Raw genomic sequence first — 24,465 nt, 5'->3', positions numbered from 1 at the left:
GAGAACCCTCATGCCTCTGACTCGCAAAGCCTACCGCGCCGCCATCCTGCACAGCATCGCCGACCCTGCCGAAGTCGGCATCGAAGCCTCGTATGAATATTTCGAGGATGGCCTGCTGGTGATCGACGACGGCAAGATCAGCGCCCTCGGCCACGCCAGCGAACTGCTGCCAACCCTGCCGGCGGATATCGAGATCAACCATTATCAGGATGCGCTGATCACCCCGGGCTTTATCGATACGCACATTCACCTGCCGCAAACCGGGATGGTCGGCTCCTATGGCGAGCAATTGCTCGACTGGCTGAACACCTACACGTTCCCCTGCGAAAGCCAGTTTGGTGATAAGGCTCACGCCGACGAAGTGGCGGACATTTTCATCAAGGAACTGCTGCGCAACGGCACCACCACCGCGCTGGTGTTCGGCAGCGTGCACCCGCAGTCAGTCAATTCGTTTTTTGAAGCGGCGGAAAAGCTTGATCTGCGCATGATCGCCGGCAAGGTGATGATGGACCGCAATGCCCCGGACTATCTGGTCGATACCGCCGAATCCAGCTACGTCGACAGCAAGGCGCTGATCGAGCGCTGGCACGGCAAGGGCCGCTTGCACTATGCGGTGACGCCGCGCTTCGCCCCCACCAGCACCCCCGAACAACTGACCCTCGCCGGGCAACTGCTGACTGAATACCCGGATCTGTACATGCAGACCCACATCAGCGAAAACCTCAAGGAAATCGAGTGGGTCAAGGAGCTGTTTCCGGAGCGCAAGGGCTACCTCGACGTCTACGATCATTACCAACTGCTCGGCGAGCGCTCGGTATTCGCCCACGGCGTGCACCTGTGTGACGAAGAATGCGCGCGACTGGCGGAAACCGGCTCGGCGATCTCGTTTTGCCCGACCTCGAACCTGTTCCTCGGCAGCGGTCTGTTCAACCTGCCGATGGCGGAAAAGCACAAGCTCAATGTCGGCCTCGGCACCGACGTCGGCGGCGGTACCAGTTTCTCCCTGCTGCAAACCCTCAACGAAGCCTACAAGGTCATGCAACTGCAGGGCGCGCGGTTGAGCCCGTTCAAGTCGCTGTACCTGGCAACCCTCGGGGGTGCGCGGGCGCTGCGCCTGGAAGACAAGATCGGTAACCTGCAACCGGGCTCCGATGCCGACTTCCTCGTGCTGGATTACAACGCCACGCCGCTGCTGAGTTATCGCTTGAAGCAGGCCAATAACATTGCCGAGACGTTGTTTGTGTTGATGACCTTGGGCGATGACCGGACTGTGCAGCAGACGTATGCGGCGGGGGCTTTGGTGCATCAGCGCTGAGTTTCCCCAAGGCATAAAAAATCCCCCGGTGGTGTTTACCCCGGAGGATTTTTGTTGCCGGTCAGGTTGTCTTCGCGAGCAGGCTCGCTCCCACCTTTGAAATGCATTCCTCTGTGGGAGCGAGCCTGCTCGCGAAAGCCGCGACTCGGTTTCAGCTTAGAGCTTGGCCGCTGGACGCCCCGGCTTCTTGGTCTGCAACAAATGCGAGAACACCGCATGCAGATCATCCGACGCGCCTTCCTCGTCGAGGTTGAGCTTGCTGTCGATGTGATCCATGTGATGCATCATCAGATTCACCGCCAGTTCGCCGTCGCGCTTTTCAATGGCGTCGATCAACTGCGTGTGTTCGTCGTACGAGCAGTGCGAGCGGTTGCCGCTTTCATACTGGGCAATGATCAGCGAGGTCTGCGAAACCAGGCTGCGCTGGAAGCTGATCAACGGTGCGTTCATCGCCGCTTCCGCCAGTTTCAGGTGGAATTCGCCCGACAGACGAATACCGGCACCGCGATCGCCGCGCGAGAAACTGTCGCGCTCATCGTTGACCATCTGCCGCAATTCGGCGATCTGCTCGGCCGTGGCGTGCTGCACGGCCAATTCAGTGATCGCACGCTCGACCAGACGGCGGGCGAGGAACACTTGACGCGCTTCTTCAACACTCGGGCTGGCGACGACGGCGCCACGATTCGGCCGCAACAGCACCACGCCTTCATGGGCCAGACGCGACAGCGCGCGGCGAATGATGGTGCGGCTGACCCCGAAGATTTCCCCCAGCGCCTCTTCGCTCAACTTGGTACCGGGCGCCAGACGCTGTTCGAGGATGGCCTCGAAGATATGCGCGTAGACAATATCGTCCTGGGTTCCGCTGCGGCCGGCTTTGCCTGCTCGCGGTTGTTTCTTGAGGGGTTGCAACTGTTCGTTCATGGGCACTCGAGTCGGGAAAACTGCGGCGAATAGACCGTGACTGTAATACGGCACAGTAGGTCGCTGGCAAGTATCGCGTAAAAAACAGCGCGATTGTACACAATGAATGGTGGCAACACGACTGTACGGCTATTTGCGCCTGCGGCTGTATTGCAACGGTTTGTCAGGTTTGAGTTTAGGCTTGATCGCAGAATCCGCTGCATGACCGCAATCCCCCGTGGGAGCGAGCCTGCTCGCGAAAGCCATTTCACATTCACTATGAATGTTGACTGACATAGCGCTTTCGCGAGCAGGCTCGCTCCCACAGAGGTTCTGTGTTGTGGCGGACATCTCCATTGGTATAAGGAACACCGCCGTCATGACCGACGCCACCCACGCCCGCCTGCGCCCTCTGGCCGACACTTCGCCTTCCGCCATCGTCGCCGGTTTCATCGCGATGATGACCGGTTACACCAGTTCGCTGGTGCTGATGTTCCAGGCCGGGCAAGCGGCCGGCCTGAGCAGCGGGCAGATTTCCTCGTGGATCTGGGCGATTTCGATCGGCATGGCGGTGTGTTCGATTGGCCTGTCGCTGCGCTATCGCACACCGATCACCATCGCCTGGTCGACACCCGGCGCGGCGTTGCTGATCACCAGCCTGGGCGGTGTCAGTTATGGCGAGGCAATCGGCGCCTATGTCACGTGCGCGGTGCTGGTGACGATCTGCGGCCTGACCGGCAGCTTCGAACGGCTGGTAAAAAAGATCCCGGCCTCTTTGGCGGCAGCTCTGCTGGCAGGGATTCTGTTCAAGATCGGCAGCGAAATCTTCGTCGCCGCGCAACACCGTACCGGTCTGGTGTTGGGGATGTTCTTCACTTATCTGCTGGTCAAGCGCCTGTCGCCGCGCTATGCGGTGCTCGCGGCGCTGCTGATCGGCACCGCGCTGTCGGGCTTCATGGGGCTGCTGGATTTCAACGGCTTTCATCTGGAAGTGGCCACCCCGGTGTGGACCACGCCGCACTTCTCCCTGGCCGCAACCATCAGCATCGGCATTCCGCTGTTCGTGGTGGCGATGACCTCGCAGAACATGCCCGGCATCGCCGTGCTGCGCGCCGATGGCTATAACGTCCCGGCCTCGCCACTGATCACCACCACCGGCATCGCCTCGCTGTTGCTGGCGCCGTTCGGCTCACACGGTATTAACCTCGCGGCGATCAGCGCGGCGATCTGCACCGGTCCGCATGCCCATGAAGATCGCAACAAGCGATACACCGCAGCGGTGTGGTGCGGGGTGTTCTACGGGATTGCCGGGGTGTTCGGCGCGACGTTGGCGGCATTGTTTGCGGCGTTGCCGAAAGAACTGGTGCTGTCGATTGCCGCGCTGGCGCTGTTCGGCTCGATCATCAATGGCTTGAGCATTGCCATGAACGAGGTGAAGGAACGGGAAGCGGCGTTGATCACCTTTATGGTCACGGCGTCGGGGCTGACGCTGTTTTCCATTGGTTCGGCGTTCTGGGGGATTGTGGCGGGGGTTTTGACGCTGGTGATTTTGAATTGGCGCAGAGCTTAAGATCAAAAGCCCCTCACCCTAACCCTCTCCCAAAGGGAGAGGGGACTGACCAAGGTGCTCGGAAGATATACGCCGACGAGGGATATCAAGTCGAACTCACATCCCGAAAAGCCCACAGATCGGCTCCCTCTCCCTCGGGAGAGGGCTGGGGTGAGGGGCGAGTCCACCATCAAATCCAAGCCGTATCACCTAAACACCAGACGAAAAAAAACGGCGACCCTCAGGTCGCCGTTTTTTTCAGTATCACTTGGCCGCGTTGATCGGCTTTTCCGGATACCACACATCCAGCAGCGGGCTGACTTCGTACTTGGTCAGCTCGGAGCGGTTTTTCAGCCAGGCTTCAACGGCAGCGCGCTGCTCTTCGTTGACCGAGCCACGCTTCTGCAGGCACACCAGACCGAAGTCGTCGCCGCCAACATAACCCAGACCGTTGGCTTCCATGGCTTCTTTGATGAATGCTTCGAGGAAAGCGTCAATGGCTTCTTCGGACAAGTCTTCTTTGAAGTCCAGGTTCAGTTCGAAACCCAGCTCTTGAAATTCATCTACGCACAGTTTTTTGCGCAGACGCTGGGAACGGTTAGTCGCCATTGGAACAATCCTCTTAAGTAATAACGGCCGGCACTTTACCAGTTTAAGCCAGCGATTGCCCGACTCTCTGGTCGCTGCGGCCGACCGCCTGTAAAAAAATAAGCGATTGGCCGGTCGCGACACGGCACAAGCTGTTACAGCTTGGGGCATAATGCCGACACTTTCATGACCACTGAGGGCCTTTTCATCCATGTCCTCGTCTTTCCCCCCCTCTTTTGCAGGGTTTTATTGCATATGATCAAATCGTTGCGTCCACTGTTTCTCGCCGGCCTTCTTCTGCCTCTGGCCCTGCCTGTCTCCGCTGCCACCATCAACACTTCCCTCACCCCGAACGTCGAAAAAGCCCTCAAGGCCAGCAAGCTGCAGCCCACTGCGCTGTCGCTGGTGATGGTGCCGCTCGACGGTCCGGGCACGCCGACCGTGTTCAACGCCGACGTCTCGGTCAATCCGGCCTCGACGATGAAACTGGTCACCACTTACGCGGCGCTGGAAATGCTCGGGCCCAACCATCAGTGGAAAACCGAGTTCTACACCGATGGCACCCTGAGCGGCGGCATTCTCAACGGCAACCTCTACCTCAAGGGCGGCGGTGACCCGAAGCTGAACATGGAGAAACTCTGGCTGTTGATGCGCGACCTGCGCGCCAACGGCGTCACGCAGATCACCGGCGACCTGATCCTCGACCGCAACTTCTTCGTGCAGCCGCAATTGCCGGAATTCAACGATGACGGCAACGACGACAACAAGCCGTTCCTGGTCAAGCCCGACTCGCTGCTGGTCAACCTCAAGGCCCTGCGCTTTGTTGCGCGCAATGACGGTGGCCGCGTGTTGATTTCCGTGGAGCCGCCGATCGCGAACATCCGCATCGAAAACACCGTCAAAGCCCTGCCGTCCAAGCAATGCACCGGCGGCGTGCGCTACAACCCGGTGCCGCAGGCCGATGGCAGCGTGACCGTAACCGTCGGCGGCCAGTTGGGCGAAGGCTGCAGCTCGCAGACTTATCTGTCGCTGCTCGACCACGCGACCTACACCGCCGGCGCCGTGCGGGCGATCTGGAAGGAACTGGGTGGCAGCATTCAGGGCAAGGATCGTCTGGCGCCGACGCCGAGCAGCGCCAAACTGCTTGCCCGCGCGTACTCGCCGGATCTGGCCGAGATCATCCGCGACATCAACAAATACAGTAACAACACCATGGCCCAGCAGCTGTTCCTCAGCCTTGGCCAGCGTTTCCGCAACGATGCCGACGGTGACGACGCCCGGGCTGCGCAGCGCGTGGTGCGTCAGTGGCTGGCGAAGAAAGGCATCACCGCGCCGCATCTGGTGATGGAGAATGGTTCTGGTCTGTCGCGGGCCGAGCGGGTCAGTGCGCGGGAAATGGCCAACATGCTGCAGGCCGCCTGGCACAGCCCGTACGCCGCCGAATACATCAGCTCGCTGCCGATTGCCGGCACCGACGGCACCATGCGCAAACGCCTGAAAACCACGGCGATGCGCGGCGAAGCCCACGTCAAGACCGGCACCCTGAACACCGTGCGCGCGATCGCCGGTTTCAGTCGCGATGTGAACGGCAATACCTGGGCGGTGGTAGCGATCCTCAACGACAAGGCCCCGTTCGGCGCCTCGTCGGTGCTCGATCAGGTGCTGCTGGATCTGTACAAACAGCCGAAACTGCCGCAGACCGCTTCGGTGCTGTAAGCGCAGCAGGTGCAATTGTGGGAGCGAGCCTGCTCGCGAAGGCGTCGGTTCAGTAAGCATGTTCAGTGACTGTCACACCGCTTTCGCGAGCAGGCTCGCTCCCACAGAAAATCAGCGCCAGGTCCCCTCTGCCCCACAGGGTCAGGTGTCAGGTTCGAATCAGCACATCTCCCGCTCAACCCGATCCCGGCCATTCTGCTTCGCTGCGTAAACCCCTGAGTCAGCGCGCAGCAACAGCGCATCCGCGCCCTCCGCCGGGCGCCAACTGGCGATGCCGAAACTGGCGGTGACTACGCCGACCACGTCCACCGGCGCGCCGCGCAAACCTTCCCACAATTCCCTCGCGAGCATGTAGGCGTGTTCGCCGTCGATGTCCGGGCACAGCACCATGAACTCTTCGCCGCCCAGACGGCAGAACACGTCGGTGCGGCGCAAGCGATGGCCGATCCGCTCGCAAACTGCTTGCAGCACGCGGTCGCCGACGGCGTGGCCGAACTGATCGTTGATGCGTTTGAAGTGGTCGATGTCGAGCATGATCACCGACAACTCACCGCCGCCACGCTCAACCCGGGCCATTTCGGTGGTCAGGCGTTCCTGGAAATAGCGGCGATTGTGAATGCCGGTCAGCGAATCGGTGATCGACAACGCGCGCAATTCTTCTTCCACGCGCTTGAGGTCAGAAATATCCGAGATATAACCGTGCCACAGCACCCCGCCGCCCGGCAGTTCTTCAGGCGTCGCCTCGCCGCGCACCCAGCGCAGGCCGCGTTCAGGCAGTTGCACGCGGTATTCCTCGCGCCACGGGCTGAGGTTTTCCGCCGATTCGCGGATCGAGCTGCGCACGCGAATCGCATCCTGCGGGTGGATACGACTGAAGATCGCCTCGGAGTCGAGCAGCAGCACATCCGGCTCCAGCTCGTAGATTTCGCGGATGCCATCGCTGGCGTAGATCACGCTGAAGCGTCCGTCGAATTCCATCTTGAATTGGTAGATGCCACCGGGAACATGGGCGCTGAGCTTCTTCAGCAATGTGTCGCGTGCTGCCAGCACCTCGTGCACGCGTTTGCGTTCGGTGATGTCGATGCAGATCGCCAGATGACCGACCCACAGGCCTTGCTCGTCAAGCACCGGGGTGGCGAGCATGTTCACCGGCAGGTGACTGCCATCGCTGCGCACCAGTGTCCACTCGCGCGCTTCATGGCCGCCGACTTCGCCGCCCTCGACCAGCATCGCGTGGCAAGTCGGAATACTTTTGCCGTAGCGCGCACTCAACTCGGCCGAACGCGCCGCCAGTTCCCGTGGCAAATGCAGGTTCTCCAGGGTCATGCGCCCGACCACTTCGGCGCTGCTGTAGCCGAGCATTTGCTCGGCGCCGGGATTGAAAGTGTTGATCACCCCGCGCAGGTCGGTGGCAATGATCGCGACCTGAGTGGCGGCATTCAGCACGCCGCGCAACTGACCGTGGGTGCCGCGCAGTTCCTGCTCGCGCTCGTGCAATTCCTGGGTGCGCACCTCGACCAGCCGCACCGCGCGCTGGCGCTGGCTGACCAGCACGTAAAGCAAGGCGCTGAGCAATGCGCTGAGCAAGCCGCCAAGAATGATCACGCTGCCCACCGACGAATGGTTGGCCTGCATGAACGCCTCGCTCGGAAGGATATCGACCTGATAGTCGTGGTCGGCCATGCGCAGCAAGCGCGTCGCCGCCAGATCGCCGGGCACCGCCTCGTTGCTCGATTCGAACAGCGCCTCGTGCTGATCCTGGGTCGACAGGTCGAGAATGCGCACCGACAGGTAATCGTGCAGGGCATCGGGCAAACCGTCGGCGAGCAACTGGCGCATGCTGATCACCGCCATCACATAGCCGAACGGCTGCGATTCTCCGGCGCGACTGACCGGCGCCAGTAGCAACACCCCACGCGCGTAGGACGGCTCAATCCCGACCAGGTGCATCGGTTGCGACACCGCCATGCTGCCGAGCTGGTCGGCGCGTTGCAGGGTTTCGCGGCGCAAGGGTTGGGCGAGCAAGTCATAACCCAGTGGTGGCGCCAATCGGCTTTGGGTCTGGGTGTACAGCACCGGCACATATGCGTCGCGCGCTGCCGCCAGTTGCAGCTCGCCATTGGCGTCGAGCTCGCGAATGGTGAAGTTGCTCAGGCCTTCGTCACGCACCTGCTGTTCGAACGCGGCGCGTTCGGCACCACTGACTCTCGGGGCATAGGTATAGGCTTGGGTGCGCAGCAATAAAGGGCGGGAGTAGCCGTCGAATTCGGCGCGGGACACCGATTCGGAGTTGGCGAAGAACCGGCGCAGACTATCGAGACGTTGCTCCTGGTCCTGAAAACGTTCGGCGATACGGCTGTAGCGTTCGTTGGCCAGCAGTTGAAAGCGCTGACGCGATTGTTGCTGAAACTGGTTGAAGGTGCCCCACGCGAGCAGCCCGGTGAGAATCCCGCCGGCAAGCAACACCAGCAAAGCGACCAGCCAGGCTGAGACGTCTTCACTGATGAAACCGAGGATTTTCGGGCGCACGGGGTGCAACGGCATAAGCACGACTCACTCCGCCAGATTCACGGGAAAACCCCATTGGCGGTGTGTGAGTTATAGCTATTAGCCACTAATTTAGCCAGCACCGCTGGATCCACCGAGCCGTTAAAAATCAAGGCTCTGTGGATCCAACCAGTGAAAGCGTCAACGAGCCGTGATTTTCCAGGCGCGGTGGATCTTGGTATTGCGGGCGAAATCCGGATCAATGGTCTGCGCGCTGATTTCCTCGACCGCATAACGCTCGGCGAGGTTTTCCTCCAACTGGAACTTGCGGAAGTTGTTGGAGAAATACAGCACGCCACCCGGTGCCAGCCGCGCCATCGCCAAGTCGATCAACTGCACCTGATCGCGCTGTACGTCGAAGATGCCTTCCATGCGCTTGGAGTTGGAGAACGTCGGCGGGTCGATGAAGATCAGGTCGTATTCGTCGCGGCTGCTTTCCAGCCACGCCATCACATCACCCTGCTCCAGACGGTTCTTGTCCGAGAAGCCGTTCAGCGACAGGTTGCGTCGCGCCCAGTCCAGATAGGTTTTCGACAGGTCGACGCTGGTGGTGCTGCGCGCGCCGCCCTTGGCCGCGTGCACGCTGGCGGTCGCGGTGTAGCAAAACAGATTGAGGAAGCGTTTGCCGGCCGCCTCTTTCTGAATGCGCATGCGCATCGGCCGGTGATCGAGGAACAGGCCGGTGTCGAGGTAATCGGTGAGGTTGACCAGCAACTTCACGCCACCTTCATTGACCTCGACGAACTTGCCCTGGGCCGCCTGACGCTCGTACTGCTTGGTGCCGCTCTGCCGCTCGCGGCGCTTGACCACCACGCGGTTCTTGTCGACGTTCAACGCCTGCGGTATGGCCGCCAGCGCATCGAACATGCGCGCCGAGGCTTTTTCCGGGTCGATGGATTTCGGCGCGGCGTATTCCTGAACGTGCACCCAGTCGTGGTACAGGTCGATGGCCATCGCGTATTCAGGCATGTCGGCATCATAGACGCGGTAGCAATCGATGCCTTCGCGTTTGACCCACTTGCCCATCGCCTTGAGATTTTTTTGCAAGCGATTGGCAAACATCTGCCCGCCTTCACTCAGGCGCGGCTGTTCGATCACTGGCGCCGGGGCTGGCGTCGGCTTGATCGGGTTGCCGTTCTTGTTGAACTTGCGCTCTTGCGGCTCGTCCGGGGTCTGATCGTAAGCCGCTTGCTCGCGCTCGGCCTGACGCTGTTCCGGAGTGCGGCGTTCGCCAGTGACGAACTGATCCGGCAGAACCTTGATCAGCAGCAGTTTGCACGGCAGCGCGCCGTTCCAGAACGAATATTGTTTATGGCTGCGGATACCCATGCGTTTGCCCAGATCCGGGGCGCCGGTGAACACCGCCGCTTCCCAGTTCAGGCAGGCCTGACGCAGACGCTCGCCGAGGTTCTGGTAGAGATACAGCAGGCTGGCTTCGTCACCGAGACGCTCGCCGTACGGCGGGTTGCAGATGACCAGACCTTTCTGGTTCTGATCCGGGCGCGGCTCGAAGGTCGCCACTTCGCCCTGGTAGATCTTGATCCACTCGCTGAGGCCGGCACGTTCAACGTTGTTGCGGCCTGGCTGAATCAGTCGTGGATCGGCTTCGTAACCGCGAATCCACAGCGGCGGTTTGGCCAGACCGGCGGCGGCACGCTCGACGGCTTCTTCGTGGAGTTTTTTCCACAGTGCCGGCACGTGACCGAGCCACGCGGTAAAGCCCCACTGCTCGCGACGCAGGTTCGGCGCCATGTCGGCGGCGATCATCCCCGCTTCGACGAGGAACGTACCGACACCGCACATCGGGTCAGCCAGTGCGCCACCTTCGGCGGCAATGCGCGGCCAGCCGGAACGGATGAGGATTGCCGCCGCGAGGTTTTCCTTCAGCGGCGCCGCGCCCTGCTGCAAGCGATAGCCGCGCTGGTGCAGGCTGTGGCCGGAGAGGTCGAGGGACAGAATCGCTTCGCCGCGATCCAGACGCAGGTGAATGCGCAGGTCCGGGTTGAGTTTGTCGATGGATGGACGATCGCCCTGTGGCGTGCGCAGTTTGTCGACGATGGCATCTTTGACTTTCAGCGCGCCGAAGTGGGTGTTGTCGATGCCCGAGCCGTGGCCGCTGAATTCGACGGCCAGGGTGCCGTCGCTGAGCATGTGATCCTGCCAGTCGATGTCGAGCACGCCGTGGTAGAGGTCTTCGGCGTCCTTCATCGGGAAACGCTTGAGCACCAGCAACACACGGTTGGCCAAACGCGACCAGAGGCACAGGCGATAAGCGGTTTCCATGGTCGCCATGCCACGCACGGCGGAGGTGTGCTCGCGAGCTTCTTCAAGGCCAAGCCCGACGGCTTCCTCGATGAGCAGGCCTTCAAGGCCTTTGGGGCAAGTGAGGAAGAGTTCGAAACGATCGGACATGGTAATTCCAGAGCCTTTGGCTAGTGGGCGGGCAACGCATTGCCGACCCGGTTTTCAATCAGGCGCTTTTCTGAAAGAGCGCCCGCGTGGCACGAAGGTGTGCCGTTCCATCCCCGCTGCTCGGGTTAAAAGAGCTTAGATGCCGGGACAGATAAAAAAGTTGGTGAAACAAAAAGACTGAAAGCGACCCTTCGTCGAATATTACCCAAGCGCAAACGTGGGTCATTCTCACTAAAGGATTAACCCCCTGAGTCAGCGGGGCGCCGATCATACCGGGGTTTGCGCAATGAACGTTGAATAAATACGCGGTTACTTATCGCCATAGCATCCTTTACGTTACGTGCTTATGACAAAACGATCATTCCCTCGGTGTGACTCATTGGTTAGAACTGAGCACAGGTTGACGTCGCAACGGCGTCAACACCTTGGCTCGCCACGCCGGCAGCGAGCCGCACGATGGCAGGTTTTTTCTGCCAGACCTCAATTGAGGTCAACGCGACACTACAGTCAACAAGTGAGGGAAACACCCTATGAGAAGACTTAAGCGTGATCCGTTGGAAAGAGCATTTTTGCGCGGATATCAATATGGCGTTGGTGGCAAATCCCGTGAGCTTTGCCCATTTACTCTACCGTCGGTACGTCAAGCCTGGATCAACGGCTGGCGAGAAGGACGCGGCGACAACTGGGACGGTATGACCGGCACTGCGGGAATCCACAGACTCAACGAACTTCACGCCGTCGGCTGACACAGGGCATTTATTCCGACACGACAATCTGAATTTGCATTGAATTAACCACGCACGTCCCTCCCGGACGGCGGGCTACGGCCCAGGGGCTCCTTCGAGGAGCCCTTTTTTATGCCTGCAAAAAGGGTTAACCGGGATCCACGTGGCGAGGGGATTTATCCCCGCTCGGCTGCGCAGCAGTCGCGAAGTCCGAACTTCAATCTACCTGGCATATCACTGTGGAAGGTTTGGGGCTGCTGAGCAGCCCAGCGGGGATAAATCCCCTCGCCACAAAGGCTCCCCAAGGCCTCGGCAATCCTCAGCGCAACGCGGCGATGGCGTCTACCGATTCACGAATCAGCGCCGGGCCTTTGTAGATGAAGCCCGAATAGATCTGCACCAGGCTTGCACCGGCCGTGATCTTCTCCGCCGCGTGCTTGCCCTCGGTAATCCCGCCCGCAGCAATGATCGGCAAACGCCCGGCCAATTCGCCCGCCAGCACCTTCACGGTATGGGTGCTCTTTTCACGCACCGGCGCACCCGACAGACCGCCCGCCTCGTCACCATGCTCCATGCCTTCGACGCCGACACGGCTCAAAGTCGTATTGGTGGCGATCACCGCATCCATGCCGGTTTCGATCAAGGCTTGGGCGACCTGCGCAGTTTCTTCGTCGGTCATGTCCGGCGCGATCTTGATCGCCAGCGGCACATGCTTGCCGTGACGCAGAGCCAGTTCGGCGCGGCGCGTGGCCAGGTCCGCGAGCAATTGCTTGAGCGAGTCGCCGAACTGCAGGCTGCGCAGGCCCGGGGTGTTTGGCGAGCTGACGTTGACGGTGACGTAGCTGGCGTGGGCGTAAACCTTGTCCAGGCAGATCAGGTAATCGTCGACCGCGCGCTCGACCGGGGTGTCGAAGTTCTTGCCGATATTGATGCCCAGCACGCCCTGGTATTTCGCCGCAGCGACCCGCGCCAGCAGGTTATCCACGCCAAGGTTGTTGAAGCCCATGCGGTTGATGATCGCCTCGGCTTCCGGCAGGCGGAAGATCCGTGGTTTCGGGTTACCCGGCTGCGGACGCGGGGTCACGGTGCCGATTTCGACAAAGCCGAAACCCAGTTGCGCGAAGCCGTCGATGGCCGCGCCGTTCTTGTCCAGACCGGCCGCCAGACCGACAGGGTTCGGGAACTCCAGCCCCATGACGGTCACCGGCATTTTCGCCGGAGCCTTGCACAGCAAGCCGTTGAGGCCCAAACGTCCACCCGCGCCGATCAGATCCAGCGACAGATCGTGGGAGGTTTCCGGGGAAAGTTTGAACAACAGCTGACGGGCCAGGGTGTACATGGGCGGCAATGACTCGGGCGGCGAAAAGAGGCGGCGATTATAGCCGGGCATCGTCCCCCGGCGCGAGGCGCCTGCGCGAATCAGGCGACTGGCATATGCCTTGCACCACCCCGCTCATCAGTCTGCCGACCAATGACGGCGCGCAGGCCAGGACAATGGCGTCGTCCCCGGGTTTTGCCTGCGCAGAATCCGGGACGACGTTTTTTTTGAGGTAGCGTATGAACGAAACGTCCTTGGGGCCTCTGGCCTGGGTCAATGGCAGCGATGCGCCGGAAAAGAGCGCGATCAATCTCGGCTTCATGGCGCTGAGCGACTGCGCCTCGGTGGTGGTCGCCGCCACCCAGGGCTTCGCCCAACCCTACGGCCTGACCCTGAACCTCAAGCGTCAGGCGTCATGGGCCAACTTGCGCGACAAGCTGGTCAGCGGCGAACTGGATGCCGCGCACAGTCTGTACGGGCTGATTTATGCGGTGCACCTGGGCATCGGCGGTGTCGCCCCGACCGACATGGCGGTGCTGATGGGCCTGAACCAGAATGGCCAGAGCCTGAACCTGTCCCATGGCTTGCAACAGGCTGGCGTGAACAGTCCTGAAGCGCTCGATCGGCATGTGCACCAAAGCCGCGCAAAACTGACCTTCGCCCAGACCTTTCCCACCGGCACTCACGCGATGTGGCTGTATTACTGGCTGGCGAGCCAGGGCATTCATCCGTTGCAGGACGTCGACAGTGTGGTGGTGCCGCCGCCGCAAATGGTCGCGCACCTGCAAGCCGGGCGCATCGACGGCTTTTGCGTCGGCGAACCGTGGGCGGCCAGCGCCGTGCAGCAGAATCTCGGTTTCACCCTGGCGACCAGCCAGAGCATCTGGCCCGACCACCCGGAAAAAGTCCTCGGCTGCACTCGCGAATTCGTCGAGCAATACCCCAACACCGCGCGGGCGCTGGTCATGGCCATCCTTGAGGCCAGTCGCTTCATCGAAGAAAGCCCGGAAAACCGCCGCAGTACCGCGCAATTACTCAGCGCCGCCGAATACCTCGACACCCCCGCCCCGTGCATCGAGCCGCGTTTCATGGGGGATTACGCCGATGGCCTCGGCAATCGCTGGCAGGACCCGCATGCGCTGCGTTTTCACGGCGGTGGCGAGGTCAATCTGCCGTACCTCTCCGACGGCATGTGGTTCATGACCCAGTTTCGTCGCTGGGGTCTGTTGCGCGAGGATCCGGATTATCTGGCCGTAGCCCGCCAGGTTCAGCGTCTGGATCTGTATCGCGAGGCCGCCAGCGCTGTCGGTGTTGCGACTTCGTACGCAGACCTGCGCAGCAGCCAGTTGCTCGACGGCAAGGTCTGGGACGGCAGCGACCCGGCGGGTTATGCGCGCAGTTTCAAACTGCATGCCCTGAGCGACACCGCCCCCCTTCTCGCCCAGCGCTGACAGGAGACCGCGAACATGTTGCGCATTCTGCTGATCAACGACACCGCGAAAAAAGTCGGACGCCTGAAAGCGGCGCTGACCGAGGCCGGCTTCGAGGTAATCGACGAGTCCGGCCTGACCATCGACCTGCCGGCGCGCGTCGAAACGGTGCGCCCGGACGTGATCCTGATCGATACCGAGTCACCGAGCCGCGATGTCATGGAGCAAGTGGTGCTGGTCAGCCGCGACCAGCCCCGGCCGATCGTGATGTTTACCGACGAACATGACCCGGGGGTGATGCGTCAGGCGATCAAGTCCGGGGTCAGTGCCTACATCGTCGAAGGCATTCACGCACAACGGTTGCAGCCGATTCTCGACGTGGCGATGGCGCGCTTCGAGAGTGACCAGGCTTTGCGCGCGCAATTGCAGGCGCGCGATCAGCAACTGGCCGAGCGCAAGCGCATCGAACTGGCCAAGGGGTTGCTGATGAAGATGAAGGATTGCAACGAGGAAGAGGCCTACACGCTGATGCGCCGCCAGGCGATGAGCCGCCAGCAGAAGCTGATTCAGGTGGCGGAGCAGATCATTGCCATGAGTGAGTTGCTGGGCTGAAATTTTCGCTGCAAATCAAGGGCCCCTCACCCTAGCCCTCTCCCGGAGGGAGAGGGGACCGACCGCGTTGTCTTGCGCTGTCCGCCGACCTGAACGACCGAGTCGATTATGGATTCACTCGAAATCGTTCAGATCGGCAAATGATTCGGCCATCCCCCGCTCGGTTCCCTCTCCCGGAGGGAGAGGGGACCGACCGCGTTGTCTTGCGCTGTCCGCCGACCTGAACGACCGAGTCGATTATGGATTCACTCGAAATCGTTCAGATCGGCAAATGATTCGGACATCCCCCGCTCGGTTCCCTCTCCCTCTGGGAGAGGGCTAGGGTGAGGGGCTTTTGCTTTTCAGCTGTTGGCACAAATCTCGCTAAGTAAACCGCACAGGTAACCAACGGCGGTTGCCCCACCTACGACAAAGACGTCGCTCACCCCGTTCGCCCCCCGGCGAATCAGGTAGCGGCGTTTTTGCGTTTTGGCCCCACAGAACGGGGCCGGTGGTGCGGCCGTGAGGCGCTCCACCTGCTGTGCATGACTCCTTTCGAGACTCTTTTCAGCCGAGGTGCGCGATGAATTCAAGCTTCTGGAAATCCGGCCATACCCCGACCCTGTTCGCGGCCTTTCTGTATTTCGACCTGAGCTTCATGGTCTGGTACCTGCTCGGCCCGCTGGCGGTGCAGATTGCCGCCGACCTGCACCTGACCACCCAGCAACGCGGCCTCGTCGTCGCCACGCCGATTCTGGCCGGCGCGGTGTTGCGCTTCGCCATGGGCATGCTCGCTGATCGCTTGTCGCCGAAGACCGCCGGGCTGATCGGCCAGGTCATCGTCATCTGCGCGCTGTTCGGCGCCTGGAAACTGGGCATCCACAGTTATGAACAGGCGCTGATCCTCGGCCTGTTCCTCGGCATGGCCGGCGCGTCGTTCGCCGTGGCCCTGCCGCTGGCCTCGCAATGGTATCCGCCAGAGCACCAAGGCAAAGCCATGGGCATCGCCGGTGCGGGCAACTCCGGCACCGTGTTCGCCGCGCTGCTGGCGCCAGTGATTGCCGCCGCGTTCGGCTGGAGCAATGTCTTCGGGTTTGCCCTGATCCCGCTGGTCCTGACTTTGGTGCTATTCGCCTGGTTGGCAAAAAACGCCCCGCAGCGGCCAAAACCGAAAGCCATGGCCGATTACTTCAAGGCCCTCGGTGATCGCGACAGCTGGTGGTTCATGTTTTTCTACAGCGTCACCTTCGGCGGCTTCATCGGCCTGGCCAGCGCCCTGCCCGGTTACTTCAACGATCAATACGGTCTGAGCCCGGTGACCGCCGGCTACTACACCGCTGCCTGCGTGTTCGGCGGCAGCCTGATGCGGCCATTGGGTGGCGCGCTGGCCGACCGCTTCGGCGGCATTCGTACCTTGCTGGCGATGTACACCGTCGCTGCCATCTGCATCGCAGCGGTGGGCTTCAATCTGCCAAGTTCCTACGCGGCGCTGGCGCTTTTCGTCTGCACCATGCTCGGCTTGGGCGCCGGCAACGGTGCGGTTTTCCAACTGGTGCCACAGCGTTTTCGTCTGGAGATCGGCGTGATGACCGGGCTGATCGGCATGGCCGGCGGAATTGGCGGCTTCGCCCTCGCCGCCGGTATGGGCGCGATCAAGCAAAGCACCGGCAGTTATCAATTGGCGCTGTGGTTGTTCGCCAGCCTCGGCGTGCTGGCATGGTTTGGCCTGCACGGCGTCAAGCGTCGCTGGAGAACCACCTGGGGTTCGGCGGCGGTGACGGCGGCGCGGGTCTGAGGCCCCAATGGCCCTGCAACTGAGCTTCGCCGAAGCCAGCGCCACCGGCCCGCGCGCGGAGAATCAGGACGCCCTGCGTTCAGTGACACCGGCGCCGGCACTAGCGGTGAGCAAGGGTTATCTTTTCGCCATCGCCGACGGCGTCAGCCAGTGCGCCGATGGCGGCCTCGCCGCGCGTTCGACCTTGCAGGCCCTGGCGCTGGACTACTTTGCCACGCCGGAAACCTGGAGCGTGGCCCAGGCGCTGGATCGCCTGCTGCTCGCGCAAAATCGCTGGCTGCAGGCCAACGGCGGCGGGCAACCGCTGCTGACCACGGTCAGCGCGCTGGTGATGCGTGGTCGACGCTTCACCCTCGCCCATGTCGGCGATTGCCGGGTCTATCGCTGGCACACCGAGCGCTTGCAGCGCATCAGCGAGGATCACGTCTGGGAGCAACCGGGCATGCAACACGTGCTCAAGCGTGCGCTCGGGCTCGATCAGCATCTGGTCCTGGATTTCCTCGACGGCGAACTTCGTGAGGGCGAAAGCTTCGTGCTGCTCAGCGACGGCGTCTGGTCGACCCTGGGCGATACCGCGATCGCGGCGATTCTGCGTGATCAAGCGGATCTGCCCAGCGCCGCGCAAACCTTGGTCAACGCCGCGCATCTGGCCGGCAGTCAGGACAACGCCAGTGCCCTGCTGGTGCGCGTCGATGCGCTGGGCGAAGCGAGCATTGGCGATGCGCTGGTGCAATTGCAGCAATGGCCACTGCCGCCAACGCTGAAACCCGGGCAAGCGTTTGAAGGCTGGCAGGTGCAAGGCATCATCGGCCAGAGCCAGCAATCATTGCTGTATCGCGTGCTCGATAGTCAGGGCCAGCCTTGGCTGTTGAAAACCTTGCCGACGCGGCTGGCCGACGACCCGCAAGCCGGGCAGGCGCTGCTGTCCGAGGAATGGTTTCTCAAGCGCGTGGCCGGCCGGCATTTTCCACAAATCCATGCCTGCACTCAGCGTCAGCATTTGTATTACGTCATGCGCGAATACGCCGGGACGACGCTGGCCGACGTGTTTCAACACAGCGGCCCGTTGCCTTTGGCGCAGTGGCAGGACATCGCCGAACGGCTATTGCGCGCGGTCGGGCTGCTGCATCGGCGGCAGATTCTGCACCGCGACATCAAACCGGAAAACCTGCTGTCAGGTGACGACGGCGAGCTGCGCCTGCTGGATTTCGGTCTGGCTTACTGCCTCGGGCTGTCGGAAGACGCGCCGTCGACCCTGCCGGGAACGCCAAGCTTTATCGCCCCCGAAGCGTTTCGTGGCGAACCACCGAATGCGCAGCAGGATTTGTATTCAGTCGGCGTCACTCTCTATTACCTGCTCACCGGGCATTTCCCTTATGGCGAGATCGAAGCGTTTCAGCGGCCCCGATTCGGCGTGCCGGTGAATGCCAGTCGCTATCGCCCGGACTTGCCGGAATGGCTGGCGCAAAGTCTGGAACGCGGCGTCGCCGCCGATCCGCAGCAACGCTTCGAAACCGCTGAAGAGTGGCTGCTGGTGCTGGAACAGGGTGAGCGGCAAAGTTTGAGTGTGCGGCCCCGGCCTTTGTTGGAGCGGGAGCCGTTGAAGGTCTGGCGGACGATGGCTTTGGTGTCGTTGCTGGGGAATGTGGTGCTGCTGGTTTTGTTGTTTCATGGCTGAGATTGAGTTGCGCCATTCGCGAGCAGGCTCGCTCCCACAGGGAATTTGTGTCGTTCGCAGACACCTTGTGGGAGCGAGCCTGCTCGCGAAGGCATTCGGCTTCACACCGCATAACCCCAAGAATTAACGCGCCACGAACGAGCAACACGCCTCGATTCGGTGCAAAAAAAGCTCCTGTCACAACCCCAATCCCCAATAAATCCGCGTCCCCCCGAGTTGGCACAACTACTGCATTACCCTTTTCACCATACATAAAGCCCAACCTTCAACGACGAAGGCTGCGCTTCCCGAGAGAACGGGACCAGGACAAAGGCGTCCTCGCTAGGCAACTAGCGGGACGCCTTTTTTTGTTTGCGCAAAATTTGTCGAGCAAGGCCCGACGGCCCACCAGAGGCCAGCCGCAGCTCCCGGAGAACCTGATGAAAAAACTCAAACTGGTGATGATCGGCAATGGCATGGCCGGGGTCCGTACCCTGGAAGAACTGCTCAAGCTGAGCGACGAGCTCTACGACATCACCGTCTTCGGCGCCGAACCGCACACCAACTACAACCGCATCCTGTTGTCGCCGGTGCTGGCCGGTGAGCAGACCTTCGAAGAGATCGTCCTCAACGACCTCGACTGGTACCTGGAAAACAACATCAAGTTGCTGCTCAACCGCAAAGTGGTGGAGATCGACCGGGTCAAACGCCGAGTGATCGCCGAGGACGGCACCGAAGCCGAGTACGACCGTCTGCTGATCGCCACCGGCTCGACTCCGTTCATCCTGCCAATCCCCGGCAACACTTTGCAGGGCGTGATCGGTTATCGCGACATCGCCGACACCCAGGCCATGATCGACACCGCCAGGACCCACAAGCACGCCGTGGTCATCGGCGGCGGTCTGCTCGGCCTCGAAGCGGCCAACGGCCTGATGCTGCGCGGCATGCACGTGACCGTGGTGCACCTCGGCGAATGGCTGCTGGAGCGGCAACTGGACAAGACCAGCGGCCAGCTTCTGCAATCGGCGCTGGAATCCCGTGGCCTGCATTTTCGCCTGTGCGAACAGACCCAAGCCCTGCACGACGCCGGCAATGGCCGGGTCGGCTCGGTGCAGTTCAAGAACGGCGACATCATCCCTGCCGATCTGGTGGTGATGGCCGCCGGCATCCGTCCCAACACTGAACTGGCAGAAAAGGCCGGCATTCCGTGCAATCGCGGGATTCTGGTCAACGACACCCTGCAAACCTACGACCCGCGCATCTACGCAATCGGCGAATGCGCCAGCCATCGCGGCATCGCCTACGGTCTGGTTGCACCGCTGTTCGAACAGGCCAAGGTCTGCGCCAATCACCTCGCGCAACTGGGTTTCGCTCGCTATCAGGGTTCAGTGACCTCGACCAAATTGAAAGTCACCGGCATCGACCTGTTCTCCGCCGGCGACTTCATGGGCGGCGAAGGCACCGAGACCATCACCCTCTCCGACCCGATCGGCGGTGTGTACAAAAAACTGGTGATCAAGGATGACGTGCTGGTCGGCGCCTGTCTGTACGGCGATACGGCAGATGGCGGTTGGTATTTCCGGCAGATTCGTGAGAATCACGCCATCGGCGAGATCCGCGATCACCTCATGTTCGGCGAAAACGCCTTAGGCGACGTAGGACATCAGGGCCAGGACAAAGCCATGGTCATGGCCGACAGCGCCGAAGTCTGCGGCTGCAACGGTGTGTGCAAGGGCACCATCGTCAAGGCGATTCAGGAGCACGGCCTGTTCAGCGTCGATGAAGTGAAGAAACACACCAAGGCTGCCAGCTCCTGCGGTTCCTGCGCCGGTCTGGTCGAGCAAATTCTGATCAATACCGTGGGTGGCGCGGCCGACGTCAAACCGAAAAGCGAAAAAGCCATCTGCGGTTGCAGCGATCTCAACCACGGGCAGATTCGTCAGGCGATCCGCCAGGAACACCTGCTGACCATCGCCGAGACCATGAGTTACCTGAACTGGCGCACGCCCAATGGCTGCGCGACCTGTCGCCCGGCGCTCAACTACTACCTGATTTCCACCTGGCCGGGCGAAGCCAAGGACGATCCGCAATCGCGCCTGATCAACGAACGCGCCCACGCCAACATCCAGAAGGACGGCACCTATTCGGTGGTGCCGCGCATGTGGGGCGGCGTCACCAACCCATCAGAACTGCGCCGAATCGCCGATGTGGCCGACAAGTACAACGTGCCGATGGTCAAGGTCACCGGCGGTCAGCGCATCGACTTGCTGGGGATCAAGAAACAGGATCTGCCCGGCGTCTGGAAAGACCTCGACATGCCGTCCGGCCACGCCTACGGCAAATCCATCCGCACGGTGAAAACCTGCGTTGGCAGCGAGTTCTGCCGTTTCGGCACGCAGAACTCGACGCAACTGGGCATCGAGCTCGAGCACGACCTGTTCAACATGTGGTCGCCGCACAAGGTGAAGCTGGCGGTGTCCGGTTGCCCACGCAACTGCTCGGAAGCGGGCATCAAGGACGTAGGAATTATCGGCGTCGACTCCGGCTGGGAGATGTACATCGGTGGCAACGGCGGGATCAAGACCGAAGTCGCCGAGTTCTTCGTCAAGCTCAAGACCGCCGAAGAAGTCCGCGAATACAACGGCGCATTCCTGCAGCTCTACCGCGAAGAAGCCTTCTACCTTGAGCGCACCGTGCATTACCTGCAACGGGTCGGCATGGAGCACATCAAGAAGAACGTGCTCGAAGACGCCGAGCGGCGCAAGGCCCTCAACGAGCGGCTGCAATTCTCCCTGTCGTTCGAACAGGACCCATGGAAAGAGCGCCTGGCGCAGCCGCAACTGAAGAAAGAATTCGACGTGATCCCCGTGAAAAACCTGGAGGTGCCGGCATGAACTGGCTCGATATCTGTGCGCTGGAAGAGATCAACGCCCTCGGTTCGCGGATCATTGCGGGGCCGAAAGGAGACATCGCGATTTTTCGTACAAGCGACGACGAGGTTTTCGCACTCGATGACCGCTGCCCGCACAAGGGCGGGCCGCTGTCGCAGGGCCTGATCTATGGCAAGCGCGTGGCCTGCCCGCTGCATAACTGGCAGATCGACCTCGAAACCGGCGAAGCCCAGGCGCCGGACATCGGCTGCGCCCACCATCATCCGGCGCGGGTCGAGAATGGCCGGGTGCAACTGGCCCTGCGGGACGCCATCTGATGAACCGCCAGACGACCGCCTCGACCTGCTGTTACTGCGGGGTCGGCTGCGGCGTACTGATCGAGCATGACGGCGAGCGCATCCTCGGCGTCAGCGGCGATCCGGCGCACCCGGCCAACTTCGGCAAACTGTGCAGCAAAGGCTCGACGCTGCACCTGACCGGCGACCTCGCCGCCCGCGCCTTGTACCCGGAACTGCGCCTGGGCAAAGGCCTGGCGCGCGGCCGTACTGACTGGGATACCGCCCTCGACCACGCGACCAACGTGTTCGCCGAAACCATCGCCGAGCACGGCCCGGACAGCGTGGCGTTCTACATCTCCGGACAGTTGCTCACCGAGGACTACTACGCCTTCAACAAACTGGCGCGGGCGCTGGTCGGCACCAACAACATCGACAGCAATTCGCGGCTGTGCATGTCCTCGGCGGTGGTCGGCTACAAACGCAGCCTCGGCGCAGATGCCCCGCCGTGCAGTTATGAGGATCTGGAGCTGAGCGACTGCGTGATGATCGTCGGCAGTAACATGGCCTACGCACATCCGGTACTTTTCCGTCGACTGGAGGAAGCCAAATCCCGTCGCCCGCAGATGAAAGTCATCGTTATCGACCCACGTCGCACCGACACCTGCGATTTGGCTGACCTGCATCTGGCGATTCTTCCCGGCACCGATGTCGCCTTGTTCCATGGGATTTTGCATCTGTTGCTGTGGGAAGACTGGGTCGATCGCGATTTCATTAAGGCGCACACCGAAGGCCTCGCCGATCTTAAAACCCTGGTCCGCGATTACACGCCGCAAATGGTTTCGCAACTGTGCGGCATCAGCATCGAGCAACTGCAGCAATGCGCAGAATGGGTCGGCACTGCGCCGAGCTTCCTGTCGCTGTGGTGCATGGGCCTGAATCAGTCCACCGCCGGCAGCGCAAAAAACAGTGCGCTGATCAATCTGCACCTGGCCACCGGGCAAATTGGCCGGCCAGGTGCTGGACCTTTCTCCCTGACGGGTCAGCCAAATGCCATGGGCGGGCGGGAAACCGGCAGTCTGTCCAATCTGCTACCGGGCCATCGCGATGCCGCCAACCCGGAACATCGCGCCGAAGTGGCGGCGTACTGGGGCGTGGAGAGCTTGCCCGAGACGCCGGGCCTTAGCGCCATCGAACTGTTCGAAAACCTGCGCAGCGGCAAAATCAAAGCGCTGTGGATTGCCTGTACCAATCCGGCACAGTCGATGCCTGATCAGAGCGCAGTCCGCGCAGCGCTTGAGGCCTGCCCTTTTGTGGTGTTGCAGGAAGCCTTTCGCACCACCGAAACCGCAGCGTTTGCCGACTTGTTGTTGCCCGCCGCCAGTTGGGGCGAGAAGGAAGGTTCGGTGACCAACTCCGAGCGGCGCATTTCCCACGTGCGCAAAGCGGTTGTCGCACCGGGCGAAGCGCGGCCGGACTGGGCGATCACGGTGGATTTCGCACAGCGTCTGGAGAAACGTCTGCGCCCCAGGCAGCCGAGCCTGTTCGCTTTCGATCAACCTTCGCAGTTGTTTGATGAATTCAAAGCGCTGACCCGTGGGCGAGACCTGGATCTGTGCGGAATCAGTCACGCCTTGATCGACGAGATCGGTCCGCAGCAATGGCCCTTCCCTGCCGGCGCCCGCCAAGGCACGCCACGACTCTACGAAGACGGCGTCTTTCCTACGCCTAGCGGCCGCGCGCAGTTCATTGCCGATCCTTATCGCGCCGCCAAGGAACAACGCGACGCGCGCTTCCCGCTGACTTTGATCACCGGTCGCCTGCGTGACCAGTGGCACGGCATGAGCCGCACCGGCACCGCCGCGCAATTGTTCGGCCACGTCAGCGAAGCCGTGCTGAGCCTGCACCCTGACGAAATGCGGCGGCACCGCTTGCAGCCCGGTGATCTGGTCAATCTGAAAAGCCGCCGTGGCGCGGTGATTGTTGCGGTCGGAAGCGACGACAGCGTGCGTCCGGGCCAGGCGTTCCTGCCGATGCACTGGGGCGATCGCTATCTCAAGGGCGGCGTCAACACGCTGACCTTGTCGGCGTTTGATCCGCTGTCCAGGCAACCGGAGCTCAAGCACAGCGGCGTGCGTCTGGAGGCAGTCAACCTGCCGTGGCAACTGTTCGCTTTGATCGAGGGTGATGTTCAGCGGAATTTCGAGACGCTACGACCGCTGTGCGAGGCGTTTTCCTACGTCAGCCTCAGCCTTGTCGGTCGTGAGCGGCCAGCGTTGCTGATACGCGCTGCACACGCTGAGGCGCCCGATCCACAGTTGCTGGGCGAGATCGACCAATGCCTCTCGCTGCTGGATGGCCCGGTTCTGGCCTACGACGACCCTCGCCGAGCCATCGGCAAGCGGGTGCGTATCGAAAACGGCCGTATCACTGCGATTCGCCTCGCCGGCGAAACCCTTGCGCAACACTGGCTGCAAAGCCTGTGGCTGGAGGGCCGTGCCGACCAACAACTGCGGCGCTGGCTGCTCGCGCCGATGAGCGCGCCGCCGGGCGCTGTCGGCGCCATTGCGAGCGACAAGACCTTGTGCAATTGCGAAAACGTCAGTCTCAACGCAGTCTGCGCCGGCATTCGCCAGGGACTGGATCTGCAAGGCCTGAAAAACAATCTCCGATGCGGTACTCAATGCGGTTCCTGCGTGCCGGAAATCAAGCGTCTGCTGGCTGCCGAAGCGCGGCCGGTCGCGGTCATTTAACGA

At 61.6% G+C, this 24,465-nt stretch carries 16 protein-coding genes; 11 read left to right on the top strand and 5 right to left on the bottom strand.

Going from position 1 to position 24,465, the window contains the following annotated elements; translation table 11 throughout:
* Positions 1-10 precede the first annotated feature (10 nt).
* A complete protein-coding gene (gene guaD / locus CKW30_RS11670; RefSeq protein ID WP_095180848.1) occupies positions 11-1,315 on the top strand; it encodes a guanine deaminase in 1,305 nt (434 codons plus the stop codon).
* Positions 1,316-1,471: 156 nt separating this feature from the next.
* Here the strand turns inward: guaD and CKW30_RS11665 are convergent, their stop codons facing one another.
* A complete protein-coding gene (locus tag CKW30_RS11665; protein WP_007918375.1) occupies positions 1,472-2,236 on the bottom strand; it encodes a GntR family transcriptional regulator in 765 nt (254 codons plus the stop codon).
* Positions 2,237-2,594: 358 nt separating this feature from the next.
* Here CKW30_RS11665 and CKW30_RS11660 point away from each other — a divergent pair, with 358 nt between their 5' ends.
* Entirely contained in the window at positions 2,595-3,785 is a 1,191-nt protein-coding gene (locus CKW30_RS11660) for a benzoate/H(+) symporter BenE family transporter (RefSeq protein WP_095180847.1), read from the top strand.
* A 243-nt stretch (positions 3,786-4,028) separates the two neighbouring features.
* Here CKW30_RS11660 and CKW30_RS11655 read toward each other — a convergent pair whose 3' ends face one another.
* Positions 4,029-4,373, bottom strand: a complete 345-nt coding sequence (locus tag CKW30_RS11655) for a YggL family protein (protein ID WP_016773843.1) — start codon at positions 4,371-4,373, stop codon at positions 4,029-4,031.
* A 234-nt stretch (positions 4,374-4,607) separates the two neighbouring features.
* On the opposite strand from CKW30_RS11655, the gene dacB reads away from it, so the two are divergent.
* Positions 4,608-6,068 (top strand): D-alanyl-D-alanine carboxypeptidase/D-alanyl-D-alanine-endopeptidase, encoded by a 1,461-nt coding sequence (gene dacB / locus CKW30_RS11650; protein ID WP_041479117.1) that lies wholly within the window; start codon positions 4,608-4,610, stop codon positions 6,066-6,068.
* Between the two features lie 159 nt (positions 6,069-6,227).
* On the opposite strand, the gene CKW30_RS11645 is transcribed toward dacB, so the two are convergent.
* On the bottom strand, positions 6,228-8,612 hold the full coding sequence (locus CKW30_RS11645; protein ID WP_095180846.1) for a diguanylate cyclase: 2,385 nt from the start codon (positions 8,610-8,612) through the stop codon (positions 6,228-6,230).
* Positions 8,613-8,756: 144 nt separating this feature from the next.
* Positions 8,757-11,027 (bottom strand): bifunctional 23S rRNA (guanine(2069)-N(7))-methyltransferase RlmK/23S rRNA (guanine(2445)-N(2))-methyltransferase RlmL, encoded by a 2,271-nt coding sequence (rlmKL, locus tag CKW30_RS11640; protein ID WP_024012311.1) that lies wholly within the window; start codon positions 11,025-11,027, stop codon positions 8,757-8,759.
* A 530-nt stretch (positions 11,028-11,557) separates the two neighbouring features.
* On the opposite strand from rlmKL, the gene rmf reads away from it, so the two are divergent.
* Positions 11,558-11,773, top strand: coding sequence for a ribosome modulation factor (rmf, locus tag CKW30_RS11635; protein ID WP_003223300.1), 216 nt, complete (start codon positions 11,558-11,560; stop codon positions 11,771-11,773).
* A gap of 298 nt (positions 11,774-12,071) precedes the next feature.
* Here rmf and CKW30_RS11630 read toward each other — a convergent pair whose 3' ends face one another.
* The gene (locus tag CKW30_RS11630) at positions 12,072-13,091 is read right to left on the bottom strand and encodes a quinone-dependent dihydroorotate dehydrogenase (RefSeq protein WP_071171588.1); all 1,020 of its coding nucleotides are present in this window, start codon (positions 13,089-13,091) and stop codon (positions 12,072-12,074) included.
* A gap of 218 nt (positions 13,092-13,309) precedes the next feature.
* Here CKW30_RS11630 and CKW30_RS11625 point away from each other — a divergent pair, with 218 nt between their 5' ends.
* The 7 genes from CKW30_RS11625 to CKW30_RS11595 all read left to right on the top strand — a co-directional run bounded on the left by CKW30_RS11625 (position 13,310) and on the right by CKW30_RS11595 (position 24,462).
* Positions 13,310-14,521, top strand: a complete 1,212-nt coding sequence (locus CKW30_RS11625) for a CmpA/NrtA family ABC transporter substrate-binding protein (protein WP_095180845.1) — start codon at positions 13,310-13,312, stop codon at positions 14,519-14,521.
* A gap of 15 nt (positions 14,522-14,536) precedes the next feature.
* Positions 14,537-15,112 carry an ANTAR domain-containing response regulator gene (locus tag CKW30_RS11620; protein ID WP_007916390.1) on the top strand — a complete coding sequence of 192 codons (576 nt, stop codon included), beginning with the start codon at positions 14,537-14,539 and terminating at the stop codon, positions 15,110-15,112.
* Between the two features lie 562 nt (positions 15,113-15,674).
* Positions 15,675-16,886 carry a NarK/NasA family nitrate transporter gene (locus tag CKW30_RS11615; RefSeq protein WP_041479125.1) on the top strand — a complete coding sequence of 404 codons (1,212 nt, stop codon included), beginning with the start codon at positions 15,675-15,677 and terminating at the stop codon, positions 16,884-16,886.
* 7 nt (positions 16,887-16,893) lie between these two features.
* Positions 16,894-18,564: a bifunctional protein-serine/threonine kinase/phosphatase gene (locus CKW30_RS11610; protein ID WP_095180844.1), complete on the top strand. Its 1,671-nt coding sequence runs from the start codon at positions 16,894-16,896 to the stop codon at positions 18,562-18,564.
* Between the two features lie 419 nt (positions 18,565-18,983).
* A complete protein-coding gene (gene nirB, locus CKW30_RS11605; protein WP_016773837.1) occupies positions 18,984-21,437 on the top strand; it encodes a nitrite reductase large subunit NirB in 2,454 nt (817 codons plus the stop codon).
* A complete protein-coding gene (nirD, locus tag CKW30_RS11600; protein ID WP_016773836.1) occupies positions 21,434-21,751 on the top strand; it encodes a nitrite reductase small subunit NirD in 318 nt (105 codons plus the stop codon). Before nirB ends, nirD begins: the two co-directional genes overlap by 4 nt.
* Entirely contained in the window at positions 21,751-24,462 is a 2,712-nt protein-coding gene (locus tag CKW30_RS11595; RefSeq protein WP_095180843.1) for a nitrate reductase, read from the top strand. Before nirD ends, CKW30_RS11595 begins: the two co-directional genes overlap by 1 nt.
* The last annotated feature ends 3 nt before the right edge of the window (positions 24,463-24,465 follow it).

This window comes from Pseudomonas sp. Irchel 3F6 (assembly GCF_900187595.1).
Lineage (GTDB): Bacteria > Pseudomonadota > Gammaproteobacteria > Pseudomonadales > Pseudomonadaceae > Aquipseudomonas > Aquipseudomonas siliginis.
The sequence above is the reverse complement of the archived record's forward strand: the minus strand, read 5'-3'. Positions and strand labels throughout refer to the sequence as shown.